14 protein-coding genes, 1 tRNA gene, 1 rRNA gene and 1 pseudogene are annotated in these 10,774 nt (G+C 41.4%); 6 read left to right on the forward strand and 11 right to left on the reverse strand.

Going from position 1 to position 10,774, the window contains the following annotated elements:
* Positions 1-116 precede the first annotated feature (116 nt).
* Positions 117-257: pseudogene (locus QGT46_RS17565) on the forward strand (IS5/IS1182 family transposase); the annotation flags it as partial.
* Here the strand turns inward: QGT46_RS17565 and QGT46_RS14950 are convergent.
* From QGT46_RS14950 to QGT46_RS14980, 7 genes are all read right to left on the reverse strand, one after another.
* Complete coding sequence (locus tag QGT46_RS14950; RefSeq protein ID WP_148460104.1) at positions 209-784, reverse strand: helix-turn-helix domain-containing protein; 576 nt, start codon at positions 782-784, stop codon at positions 209-211. The pseudogene QGT46_RS17565 and the gene QGT46_RS14950 overlap by 49 nt on opposite strands.
* A 432-nt stretch (positions 785-1,216) precedes the next feature.
* A complete protein-coding gene (locus tag QGT46_RS14955) occupies positions 1,217-1,747 on the reverse strand; it encodes a DDE-type integrase/transposase/recombinase (RefSeq protein ID WP_270431648.1) in 531 nt (176 codons plus the stop codon).
* A 27-nt stretch (positions 1,748-1,774) separates the two neighbouring features.
* The gene (locus QGT46_RS14960; protein WP_009291144.1) at positions 1,775-2,548 is read right to left on the reverse strand and encodes a GntR family transcriptional regulator; all 774 of its coding nucleotides are present in this window, start codon (positions 2,546-2,548) and stop codon (positions 1,775-1,777) included.
* Positions 2,549-2,755: 207 nt separating this feature from the next.
* Complete coding sequence (locus QGT46_RS14965; protein WP_024727942.1) at positions 2,756-3,802, reverse strand: zinc-dependent alcohol dehydrogenase; 1,047 nt, start codon at positions 3,800-3,802, stop codon at positions 2,756-2,758.
* A 37-nt stretch (positions 3,803-3,839) separates the two neighbouring features.
* Positions 3,840-4,673: a PTS system mannose/fructose/sorbose family transporter subunit IID gene (locus tag QGT46_RS14970; protein ID WP_022261095.1), complete on the reverse strand. Its 834-nt coding sequence runs from the start codon at positions 4,671-4,673 to the stop codon at positions 3,840-3,842.
* 1 nt (position 4,674) lies between these two features.
* Positions 4,675-5,493: a PTS mannose/fructose/sorbose/N-acetylgalactosamine transporter subunit IIC gene (locus QGT46_RS14975; protein ID WP_009291142.1), complete on the reverse strand. Its 819-nt coding sequence runs from the start codon at positions 5,491-5,493 to the stop codon at positions 4,675-4,677.
* A gap of 82 nt (positions 5,494-5,575) precedes the next feature.
* Positions 5,576-6,055 carry a PTS sugar transporter subunit IIB gene (locus tag QGT46_RS14980; RefSeq protein WP_148460102.1) on the reverse strand — a complete coding sequence of 160 codons (480 nt, stop codon included), beginning with the start codon at positions 6,053-6,055 and terminating at the stop codon, positions 5,576-5,578.
* 300 nt (positions 6,056-6,355) lie between these two features.
* Here QGT46_RS14980 and QGT46_RS14985 point away from each other — a divergent pair, with 300 nt between their 5' ends.
* Both QGT46_RS14985 and QGT46_RS14990 read left to right on the forward strand, forming a co-directional pair.
* The gene (locus QGT46_RS14985; protein ID WP_148460101.1) at positions 6,356-7,066 is read left to right on the forward strand and encodes a ribulose-phosphate 3-epimerase; all 711 of its coding nucleotides are present in this window, start codon (positions 6,356-6,358) and stop codon (positions 7,064-7,066) included.
* 80 nt (positions 7,067-7,146) lie between these two features.
* Entirely contained in the window at positions 7,147-8,031 is an 885-nt protein-coding gene (locus QGT46_RS14990) for a class II fructose-bisphosphate aldolase (RefSeq protein ID WP_024727948.1), read from the forward strand.
* Between the two features lie 293 nt (positions 8,032-8,324).
* Here QGT46_RS14990 and QGT46_RS14995 read toward each other — a convergent pair whose 3' ends face one another.
* On the reverse strand, positions 8,325-8,768 hold the full coding sequence (locus tag QGT46_RS14995) for a PTS sugar transporter subunit IIA (protein WP_148460100.1): 444 nt from the start codon (positions 8,766-8,768) through the stop codon (positions 8,325-8,327).
* Positions 8,769-8,936: 168 nt separating this feature from the next.
* On the opposite strand from QGT46_RS14995, the gene QGT46_RS15000 reads away from it, so the two are divergent.
* Both QGT46_RS15000 and QGT46_RS15005 read left to right on the forward strand, forming a co-directional pair.
* Positions 8,937-9,524: a manganese efflux pump gene (locus QGT46_RS15000; protein WP_024727950.1), complete on the forward strand. Its 588-nt coding sequence runs from the start codon at positions 8,937-8,939 to the stop codon at positions 9,522-9,524.
* 45 nt (positions 9,525-9,569) lie between these two features.
* Positions 9,570-9,719, forward strand: coding sequence for a hypothetical protein (locus QGT46_RS15005; protein ID WP_006565462.1), 150 nt, complete (start codon positions 9,570-9,572; stop codon positions 9,717-9,719).
* Positions 9,720-9,755: 36 nt separating this feature from the next.
* Here QGT46_RS15005 and QGT46_RS15010 read toward each other — a convergent pair whose 3' ends face one another.
* Positions 9,756-10,118 (reverse strand): pyridoxamine 5'-phosphate oxidase family protein, encoded by a 363-nt coding sequence (locus QGT46_RS15010; protein ID WP_148460099.1) that lies wholly within the window; start codon positions 10,116-10,118, stop codon positions 9,756-9,758.
* A gap of 144 nt (positions 10,119-10,262) precedes the next feature.
* On the opposite strand from QGT46_RS15010, the gene QGT46_RS15015 reads away from it, so the two are divergent.
* Entirely contained in the window at positions 10,263-10,439 is a 177-nt protein-coding gene (locus QGT46_RS15015; protein ID WP_270433552.1) for a hypothetical protein, read from the forward strand.
* Positions 10,440-10,480: 41 nt separating this feature from the next.
* Here the strand turns inward: QGT46_RS15015 and QGT46_RS15020 are convergent.
* Both QGT46_RS15020 and QGT46_RS15025 read right to left on the reverse strand, forming a co-directional pair.
* Positions 10,481-10,553: transfer RNA gene (locus QGT46_RS15020), tRNA-Trp, on the reverse strand.
* A 109-nt stretch (positions 10,554-10,662) separates the two neighbouring features.
* Positions 10,663-10,774: ribosomal RNA gene (locus tag QGT46_RS15025) — 23S ribosomal RNA — on the reverse strand; the annotation flags it as partial.

The following is a 10,774-nucleotide window of genomic DNA, read 5'->3' on the forward strand; positions in this document are numbered from 1 at the left end:
GCGTGTAAATATGAGCTAACATTTCTCCCCTTTGCGATTTTGGGAGGACACTGAAAAAGTAGATAATACCGCCTGTGTTTGCTATAATGTATATATCAAATATAGGCGGTGTTTTTATGATCGAACAACATCAGAGATTGGTGTTAAGTCGATACATGAAAATATATGTTGATTTTAGCTTTATTTACGATGAACTTCTTGATAAATATTATCTGAATAACGGTCGAAATGCAATTCCGCCTCGCTGTTTTTTCAGAGGAGCTTTCCCTTCTAAACGCAGCCTCCTCGGTTCTTTTAAATAGGCATTCTCGATTCTAAGCTTGAGAAGCTCATCTTCAAGCTGTTTTATATGTTCTGCACTGGTATCTACAGGCGTTCCTTCGCTATTTTTCTCAGCAGTTTCCTTCGGTAGCTTTGTTTTCAATGACTTCTTCCGACCTTTCTTCTTTGGTCTCAGAGCATCAGGACTGGCAATTCTGAAATTGTTCACCCATCTAGTAAGCATGGAGGAATTGTTTATACCTTGAGAGAGAGCTAATTCCCGATATGAGACCTCACTTGATAAATATAACTCTACCATATGAAGTTTATATTCGAAAGAAAAAGTTGATTGTTTTCTGAAGCGTGTAAGTCCTTCCTCGCCATTAGCATCGTAATTTTTTATCCACTTCCGAACATTTTCCCAGGGAATAGAGTATTTTCTACCTAATTCTTTATACCCTCCTTTTCCTTCTAAGTGTTCATTTACTATTTTCTTCTTAAATTCGAAACTATATTTTGCCATCTAAAAACCGACCTCCCAATCGTTAGATTTTTGGTCTAACTTTTGGGGGTCGGTTCATGAGACCAGTGGATTTCTTATGTCCTTAAAATTATAATTTGAAAGACCTGTATTTTTCAGTGCCCTCGATTTTGGCATTAGGGGGCTGTTTTATTATGCTGTTATTTTCCTCTAATTTTCACAACAATTCTTCTTCCCTCTGCTTAGTCCTGCTTTCTTGTCGGTCATGCTGTCGGCTTTCGTTCTGCTCCACACGTTCAATATTGTCTTTATTGTAGCTTACCACTTCCGCAAAAGCAAGGTTGTGGCACGTCCCTGCACGTTCATTTTTATGCAAAATGGCAAAACCAGCTGAGCCAGTCAACAGTAAAATGAATGGGCTTAGTCTGATATTGTCAATATTAGTTGACACATTTTTCTCAAAGATATCACTGACTATGCTGCCCGTCCCAAAGCCGCATAATATTGTCTGCGTTTTAACATGGGAGACAGGCCTCCATTGGCGGAGCAGATTCTTCGGTTGTTCCAGTAGCTGAGAAGGTATCTCCAGATGAGTACCTTTAATTCTTCTACTGTCATCTCTCTTGCATCGTAACGGTCATAGGGGAGTTCTGTCTTCAACCGTACCCACATACTCTCACATCGTGCATTATCATGACATCGTCCTCCGGTACTATTCTTACTTTGATGGATACCGTGTTTCCGAATATTCTGGCGGTAGACCTCACTGATATACTGCGTTCCACGGTCGCTGTGTATAATGGCTCCTTCCAAAGACGGATATGCAGTTAAGGCGTTCTCCAAGGTTTGGACACACAGATCCGCTTTCATGTTCATTTCCAATGCAAGACCAAGAACGCCAAGATCAAAGCAGTGGAAAATTGCTGAAACATACAGCTTTCCTTCTTTCCCCTTAAATCCCAGTCCGGTTCCCATCAAAATGACTTCATTACCGGCTTCATCTATGGAACTGAATTGAAAAGCGCCGGCGTACTACTGGCGCTTCTCTCTCATAACCTTGTCTTTAACATGATCCTGGTTATACACCTGCATCTGTATCAGAGTCTTATATGCATCGGCCCTCGTTACCGCATATTCCAGCATATTCCCCTGCTCATCGTACGTCACTGTGGAAGAAATTGAAATCGGGTCTCCGGGTTTCAGATCTAAATGCATGGCATCATACTCGGATGCTTTTGAAATTTCTATGGTTTTGTCCGCTTTAAACGGCACATGACCGTACTGACAAAGTGTGTTGTGCAGAGAACGGTCTGAAAAATCATATTCCGTAAGCTCAGGACAAAGCTCATAGGGAATATATGCATTGGCCAGAGAATACAATTTGCCGTTGATATACCTCAGACGCTCCAGATGAAACACCTTGGCATTTTTGGGAAGTCTCAGCATCACAGCAACCTCTTTATCTGCAATCTCAATCTTCTGCAGCAGGACCTTACTGCTCGTATAGTCTCCCCTCAGACTAACCTGATTGTAGAAAGCAATGTCTGAGAACCTCATATCATTATTCGCATCCACAAACTCCTTATTGCCGATAAAAAACGCTCCTTTTCCCGTCAGCCTTATGATACATCCTTCATCCTCAAGGATTTCAAGTGCCTTTCTGACTGTAGGCCGGCTGACAGAATAAATATCGCACAGTTCGCGCTCCCCCGGCAAAGGAGAATAGTATGGCTTGTCCTTATAGTCTGCCAAAATGGAATCTCTCAGCTGCATATACAGCAGCTGCTTTTTTTTCACTTCACTCATACGCCCTCCTTTGTATGTATAAGAGACCTCAGTTCTTGACGAATATTACCCCAGATACCTATAGTATACACCATAAATCCTGTTGGATAAAAGTGGTTTTTTAAATATACATTTGTTCAGAAAAACAGAGAGCAAGCCATTATTTAACCGGCTCCCTCTCTGCTTTATCCGCATCCTGACAGCGGCAACCAACAAGGTCACCCGTCTTTAGAATTTTAATACTACTCTGAATTTATCGCCCTTAATGGCAGATTCAAATGCTTTCTGATAATCACTCAAATCATAGACTTCACTGACAAATGGTTTTACATCCACAACTCCCTCTGAGAGCAGTCTCGTCGCTTTTGTAAAATCTACGGTGTTGGAGTTTGCTGTACCCATCAGCTTTGCACCGCTCTTATGAAGCCAATCCGGACTGATAGAGATCGGAGTATCCGGATAGAATGAACTGTAAAGTACCAGACGTCCGTTGTTAGCGACAGCCTTCACTGCGTCCTCGGCAACTTTGGAGATCGGTGTCGTATCAAAGACAACCTGTGCCATGTTTCCGCCTGTGATTTCCTTCACGAATTCTTCCAGGTTTTCCTTCGCCGGATTTACCGCATAATTTGCGCCCAGCTCTAAGCCCAGCTTTGTTCTTTCTTCATTCGTGTCGGAGACAATGACAGAGGCTCCCCGTTTTGTTGCGAGGATCGTGTGCAGCAGTCCCATGATTCCGCATCCGATCACAACAACGGTATCACCAAATTCAATATCAGCAGTTTCTACACTGTGCAGCACACAGGATAATGGTTCTGTGATCGTTGCTTCTTCCGGTGTTATATCATGTAGGTGAAACAGGTTTGACGGATGTACTAAGAGATGGGAACTCAATCCGCCCATACCTTTCTCCGGAAGTCCCTCTAATTGTTTGCTGTGATCAAAATGTTCACAGTTCTGCTCATTTCCGCTCTTACACTGATAGCAGTTTTTGCATGGCAGCGTTACCCCGACTGCCACAAAATCACCGACACTCCACTGTCTCTGGTCCACATTTTTACCCATCTTGACAATTTTTCCGACCATTTCATGTCCGCCAATAAACGGAAAATCTACTTTTTTTACTCCGGTATAAACCCTCTGCTCCCATGTGCAGATCGCACACGCATCTGTTTTTACCAGAACCATATCATCACTGACTTCAGGAATCGGATATTCCTGTATCTCAATTTGCTTTTCCCCTGTAAACACAAGGGTTCTTGCCATTTCTCCCATTGTTCTTCCTCCACGACGTTTCTGACAATTTAATATATTATGCACCTAAGAAGCCGACCGCACCTAATACAACTCCGATGACAACCAGAATCAACATAACGGTTGTGGCTTTCATCTTCTTGTTCTTCAGCAGATATAAGGTGAACAGCGTCACTGCCAGAGGTAAGATTCCCTGGAATAACTGATCAAATACTGTTTCCTGCACATTCATCTTCAATGCACCCAGCTTGATGATCGCAGAACACTTAACAGTTACAAACTGTGCGGACAGAGCACCCAGTACGATAGCACCCATAGCCGATGCCCCTGTGATCAGCATCTGAAGCTGGTTTCCGCCGAGAATCTTTTCAATACCTTCTTTACCTAAGCTGTATCCCTTCATCCAGCAGATATAAGCTACCGGGAACATGATACCGAACATTAACAATGTGTAGATAACCGGTCCCAGAAGATTTCCCTGAGATCCAAGGCTGATACCGAAAGCTAAGAGGATCGGTGTCAGTGTACCCTGCCATAATGTATCACCAATACCTGCAAAAGGTCCCATCAGACCGGTCTTTACACCGTTGATAGCCTCATCAGTGATCGGTGCGCCGTTCGCGCGTTCTTCTTCCATAGCCAGAACAATACCGGGAATAACACCTCCGATATGGGGCTCTGTGTTAAAGAACTGCATATGTCTTTGGATACATGCTTTATATTCATCCGGTCTGTCTCCATAAAGCTTTTTAATAACCGGCTTCATGGCGAATACGAGACCTGTTGCCTCCAAGCGCTCATAGTTATAGTTTGCATGAGAGAAGAAGGTCCATCTCCAGAAGGCTTTTACGACTTCTTTTTTTGTTAAACTTCTTTTTGTTTCTTCAGCCATATTAAAAATCCTCCTCATCATCTTCTATAGGTGCTGCTCCTCCGGAATCCCCGGCGGCTGCAGCCTGTGGTGTCTGGTTACTTAACATTGTGTAGAAATATCCGATAACTCCGGCTAATACTGCCACAGCGATTACCGGCAGTTTCAGATATACTACCAGAATAAATCCTACAAGGAAGAACAGGAGTGTACCAGGTCTTCCGATTGCACGAAGGTTCATTGCAATACCAAGAGCCGGAAGCAATCCTCCGATTACGGTTAATACAGTCAGCGGGCGTCCTGTCAATGAATCAATGATTCCTTTTACAGCCGTTGATCCAAAATAAGTTGCTGCGGTTGCCGGTACAACACAGAGCAGGAACATCAGGATTTGCGGCGGTACTACGTGCCAGAAACAAATCTTTTCAAGATTTCCTTCTTCTGCTGCTTTGTCAGCCATATGTACAAAGGTTACGTCCAAGGTCATATGTGCTACCCAGACCATAGTTCCGAGCAGTCCAAGCGGAAGAGCAATTGTTACTGCTGCTGCCGGGTTTACTCCTGCTGCCATTGCCCATGCGGTTCCAACTGTACCTGCAAGGCCCGGATCCTGAGGAGCGGTTCCTCCTGCGGAGATAAATGCTACGTACGGCAGGTTGATTGCTGCACCGATGATACATCCCTGTACAGGGTCTCCTAAGATAAAACCTACTAAAGTTCCGGCTACCAGCGGTTTGTATACAACTGAGATACTTCCCAGCAGTGATAGCCATGGTGTACCGATATTACCCAGGTAATAAACGATACCAATCAAAAGCGCTTGAATTAATGTAATTTTCATACTTAACCTCCTTTATTCGTCGCTTTCATTGATAGTTTCTCATATGGTTCTGTTTCTCATGTTGGTTATGCAGTCTGTCCCTCTAAAGCATCTTTGAAATGTCAGTTTCGCTGTCTTCGGCAATGATCCTGACACCTATTTTAGATCCTGCCTCCGCTAATTCTTTCAGCATTCTCTTTTCTTTTTCAGAAGCGGAAATGTTGCGGAAGAACTTTGTACGGTCACCGCTGACTCCCATGCCTCCGATGTTGATGTGATCAAAGATTACCCCTTCTTCTTTTAAGCGGTATAAGGTTTTTGGATATTTCACAAGGATAATACATTTGTCTCCTGCAAAACCTTTTTTCAATCTTGCTGCCGCCTTTTCCACTGTAAATGTTGCCAGCTTCACATTTGCCGGTACGCATGTTTTCAGCACGCTCTTCATAAATGGGTCTTTTGCAACTTCATCATCAATGATCATGATTTTGTTTGCGCTGGTGTAATTCAGCCAGGAAGTCATAACCTGACCATGAATCAGTCTGTCATCAATCCTCACTAACACAATACCATCGATCTTCATAATACCTGCTCCCTTCGTTAGAAAAATATGAACTCTTACTCATTTTTTTGCTGCCCTTAAATACAACCACTGGTTATATTCTATATTACCACTACTCACTAAAATGTCAACTTTTTTTATGATATTTCGCTCTTTTTGTGAAAAGTGACTTAAAATTATAAAAAATATATAAACATTATACAAATTTTATGACCATCGGTTATATTCATTGCATTCCTATATTTTCTTTCTTATACTAAACAGTAAGAAACAACTTATTTTCATTTCATATTTCATATAGAAGAAAGGAAGGTTTCATCCATGAGACAGCTTATATTAAACCCACCCTGTGTTTCTGCCTCTGTATCCTGTATGGATTTACTTCATTTAAAGGAACAGATTGTGGAAACCGAACAGTCTGGCATATCATTTTTCCACTATGATATGGTAGACGGAAAGTTTAACAAATGCTTTATTTTGGGGGATACATTATTAGAAATGATGCGTTCTGAAGTAACCTTACCCATCGAGGCACATCTGGCCGCATACGATCCCGACGCTTATATTGAGCGTTTTGCAAAACTGGGCGCAGATTATATTGCCGTGCACTACGAGGCTATGAAGCATCCGCTGAAAACCTTCGATCTGATAAGGAAATTTGGTGCCCAGCCTGTATTAGCCTTTAAATGTGACACTGCTCCTCCGGACGATTTCCTCGCTTTGGCAAAAGAGGTTCCCTGGCTCTTAAAGCTTACTGTCAATCCGGGCTTCTCCGGTCAAACCATGCAACAAAACAGTCTCGAACATATTAAAGAGATGAGACACAGACTGTCAGAAGCCGGGATGTCTGTCTCTATCCAGGCCGACGGAAATGTTAATCCCTCGACGGTAAACACCCTTTACCAGTCCGGGGCAGACATATTTACCGGTGGTACTTCCGGTCTGTTTAAACCCGGACATACAATCAAAGAAAATAAAGAGATCCTGCTGTCCGGTCTTCATTCTCAAACCAACGAGTATTACCATTGGTAATTTTATATTTGACTTTATTATTACCATCGGTTATAATTTTTTTATAGCCAAGTAATTAATGATTCACGGAGGTATAAGATATGCTAGTAACAATGAAAAAAATTTTAGAAGATGCAAAAGAGAAAAAGTATGCTGTCGGCGCATTCAATGTTCCTAACCTGGAATCTATACAGGCAGTGATCTCTGCCGCTGAAGAACTCAATGTTCCTGTCATCATCCAGCATGCAGAGGTACATGAGAACTTAATCACTATGCAGGAGATCGGGCCGATCATGCTGGACTACGCAAAACGTGCTTCTGTTCCTGTTTGTGTTCACTTAGACCACGGCGCATCTTTTGACTTATGTGTACAGGCGATCCGTTTAGGATTCACTTCTGTCATGTATGATGCTTCTGCCAAAAGTTATGAAGAAAACTTTGAAGAAACAAAAGAAATGGTAAAAATCGCACATGCTGCAGGTGTTTCTGTCGAGGCTGAATTAGGCCACATCTTCACTTCTGCTGTAGGCGGCGGAGAAGGACGCGGAGCTGTAGGAGCCGAAGACTTTGAATCTTTGGAAGACTGCTATACAGATCCGGATACAGCTAAAGCATTCGTAGAAGGAACCGGTGTTGACGCACTTGCTATTTCTTTCGGTACCACTCACGGTGTTTACTTAACCGAACCAAAGCTTGACTTGAACCGTATCACAGAAATTAAAAATAAGATTGATATTCCATTTGTAATGCACGGCGGTTCCGGTGTTTCTGATGAAGACTTCAAGACATCAATTCAAAATGGAATCACTAAGATCAACTACTATACATACAGTGCTATGGCCGGAGGAAACAAAGTCCGTGAATTCATTAATGATGCCGGAGGTGAAAAAGTATTTTTCCATGATATCATTGCTGCCGGCAAAGCTGCCATGAAAGAAAACGTAAAAGCTGCTATGAAAGTTTTTGCAAGCAGTATCTTAGATTAAATTTGGTAACTCTAACTCATTTTTGTTGGTTGGGCATCCGCTTTTTAGCGGGTGTCCTTTTTATATAATCAAAATTTGGGAACAAAGTGGGCAAGCCCACTTCAACGCCCCAACCCCTCACTCTGAGGGGCTTGACAACTTTGCGTGCCAGATGCAATTTGCTGCAGGCAAATAATTTCCTTACGCATCTGTGCACAACCCGCGGAGCGTTTTTATTTCATAGGGAAGGTCGTAGAACTTTCCTATGAAATAAAAAACAGCCGGGAAACCCGGCTGCATCCTCAAACATATTTTTAAATTTCGTCTTCTTCTGTATCTTCACTCTGCTGTTTTACCATATCTGCATACATGTCATGCAGTAGAATCGGCGGCTGGTTTCCAACTTCAACACATTCTGCACATAGTGAATCCAAATCTGTTCCGTCTCTCATCATGACTGCCTGCACAACCATTGCCATATTCATTCCTGCAATCGCTTTGATATGGTCTTTTTTTGAAAAGCAGCGCATAACGGTGTTTGAAGGTGTTCCCCCCAGAATGTCTACGAACACCAGCACACCGTCTCCGTCATCCAGCTTGTCCATTGCAGCTGTGATCTTACCTTCAAATTCATCGACTCCGTCTCCGTGATACAAGCCGACAGTCTCAACTTTTTCCTGCTTTCCGGCAATCAGCTCAACTGCGCTTAACAGACCCTCAGCAAAACCTCCATGAGTAGCAATTAAAATACCGACCATTTTTATCCTCCTTGATTTTACTTTTTTGATACTACTATTATACTATACTCCTTTGTATATTACAACTGGTAATATTAATATATTACCAGTTGTAATAATATTTTTATTTAGAACTGATTTTTGCTTTTGCCATAGTATATATAAAACAACAAAATAAAAGGATTTCATATGCATCTAATATCTGTCATTTTATTTTCGATCTCAGCGAATATCGATGCTTTTTTTCTTGGCGCTGCTTACGGCACCAAAGGATACCGATATCATATTGTAGATAATATTACAATTTCTTTTCTTACTTCCATAGGCACCTACTTATCCATGTTTCTCGGTGAATGGCTTGTGAGTATTCTTCCGATCTCCACAGCAAATACCTTCGGATGCCTTATCATCATCTTTCTTGGCATCTGGATGATGATGGATTACTTTTTTAAGAAAAATGTACCGGACGAACTGACACAGAAAGAAGAAAAAACATTGTCTTGTACCAGTACCAAACGGCATTCTATGCCCATAGCATCTTTGGTTGCTCTTTCCCTGGCGCTGACTTTAAATAATCTGGGGCTCGGTTTTGGTGCAGGAATCACCGGATTAAATCCATATCTTACCTCTGCTTTTACGTTTTTCTTTAGTTTATTCTTTCTCACAACAGGCATGGCTGCAGGAAAAAAATTTCTGTCTGATATCTTCGGAAACTATGCGGTATTAATTTCCGGACTTTTAATCTTAATTTTAGGTATTTATGAGTTATTTATTTAATGAGAATCCAGAAGTTTGCCCATACTATTCTATGAGGTGATAAAGATGTCTTATGTTTCTCCTGAGCTTCGTCCAAAATTTGAAACGCTCAGTATCGAATTAAAGGATATGATCCTGGAACGCAACGTGGAGTTAAATACGATCCACGACCTCATCCGTGTTCTGGAGGAAATCGTTGCAGAGTCCGAGGGCTAATCCCCGGCTCTGCAACGAAAATCATATACAAAATATTTAATGTATATTATTCCTTCGCTTCCCTATCATATCTGTAACTGTCATTTTTAAAACAGTTGTCACTTTCATCATATCCATATTAAATTTAAAATCTTCCGCATGATAATGTCTCATCAAGATTTTCAGTGCCTCATATTTATTTTCATCCGGTACAAATTCTATATTCCCATGTCCAGTAACACTTGCATACCCCATGGTGCAGCTCATTCTCTCTTCATAAAGAATAAAATTGTGGTCACAGTCCATTTCAAAAGCTGCACGATTATCTTTTGCTATTAAATCTAATTTTTTTCCTTTCATAGCAGCATGAAAATACAGGAAAACTTGATCTCCTTGTATATCTAATCCAAAATCTTTCATCTTTAAATCTTATATTCAGCCTTTTTTGTCCTTTTGTCAATAGCACGAATTTTTTACCTCTTTGGAGGCTTGCTGTTAATTTAAAAATCTTTAATCTTTTATTCTATTTTGGGGATAATATAAATGCAGAAAAAGGAGGACGACATGAAAAAAGCAAGAGGCGACGAAGAAATCAATACAATTCCAAAAGGGTCCTATGAGGCTGGGATCACCAATCATGCACTTAAAAAAAGCAACGATACTGCATCAGGTGATCCCGGAACAGATGCACAGGGAAATGGATATCCTACAGATAAAAAAACTGCCTGTGATAATAAGTAAAAGAAAAAGTCTAGGAAATTAATTTTTCCTAGACTTTTTAACAGGGGCAGAAGGACTTGAACCCTCGACCTGCGGTTTTGGAGACCGTTATTCTACCAACTGAACTATGCCCCTATACAGCAAAAAGATAAAAAATACTTTTATTTTTTATCCCTCTTTTTCATTTTATGTACCTTCAAAACTACATACAGAACCTTTCATCAAACATCTTCCTTACCTTCTCTTGGTTAAAGCCTCGACCGATTAGTAACAGTCAGCTCCATACGTTGCCGTACTTCCACCTCTGCCCTATCTACCTCGTCGTCTTCAAGGGGTCTTACTAGATTACTCTATGG

The organism is Anaerostipes faecis, from assembly GCF_910574135.1.
Taxonomy (GTDB): domain Bacteria; phylum Bacillota; class Clostridia; order Lachnospirales; family Lachnospiraceae; genus Anaerostipes; species Anaerostipes hominis.

What these genes read in the sequence shown, in the direction of transcription:
- QGT46_RS14970 (WP_022261095.1), bottom strand. Translation starts at nt 4,673, where the DNA reads ATGGCTGAAGAAACAAAAAGAAGTTTAACAAAAAAAGAAGTCGTAAAA.
- QGT46_RS14990 (WP_024727948.1), top strand. Translation starts at nt 7,147, where the DNA reads ATGCTAGTAACAATGAAAAAAATTTTAGAAGATGCAAAAGAGAAAAAG.
- QGT46_RS15015 (WP_270433552.1), top strand. Translation starts at nt 10,263, where the DNA reads ATGAAAAAAGCAAGAGGCGACGAAGAAATCAATACAATTCCAAAAGGG.
- QGT46_RS14975 (WP_009291142.1), bottom strand. Translation starts at nt 5,493, where the DNA reads ATGAAAATTACATTAATTCAAGCGCTTTTGATTGGTATCGTTTATTAC.
- QGT46_RS14965 (WP_024727942.1), bottom strand. Translation starts at nt 3,802, where the DNA reads ATGGGAGAAATGGCAAGAACCCTTGTGTTTACAGGGGAAAAGCAAATT.
- QGT46_RS14995 (WP_148460100.1), bottom strand. Translation starts at nt 8,768, where the DNA reads ATGGTCGGTATTTTAATTGCTACTCATGGAGGTTTTGCTGAGGGTCTG.
- QGT46_RS14985 (WP_148460101.1), top strand. Translation starts at nt 6,356, where the DNA reads ATGAGACAGCTTATATTAAACCCACCCTGTGTTTCTGCCTCTGTATCC.
- QGT46_RS15000 (WP_024727950.1), top strand. Translation starts at nt 8,937, where the DNA reads ATGCATCTAATATCTGTCATTTTATTTTCGATCTCAGCGAATATCGAT.
- QGT46_RS15010 (WP_148460099.1), bottom strand. Translation starts at nt 10,118, where the DNA reads ATGAAAGATTTTGGATTAGATATACAAGGAGATCAAGTTTTCCTGTAT.
- QGT46_RS14950 (WP_148460104.1), bottom strand. Translation starts at nt 784, where the DNA reads ATGGCAAAATATAGTTTCGAATTTAAGAAGAAAATAGTAAATGAACAC.
- QGT46_RS14980 (WP_148460102.1), bottom strand. Translation starts at nt 6,055, where the DNA reads ATGAAGATCGATGGTATTGTGTTAGTGAGGATTGATGACAGACTGATT.
- QGT46_RS15005 (WP_006565462.1), top strand. Translation starts at nt 9,570, where the DNA reads ATGTCTTATGTTTCTCCTGAGCTTCGTCCAAAATTTGAAACGCTCAGT.
- QGT46_RS14960 (WP_009291144.1), bottom strand. Translation starts at nt 2,548, where the DNA reads ATGAGTGAAGTGAAAAAAAAGCAGCTGCTGTATATGCAGCTGAGAGAT.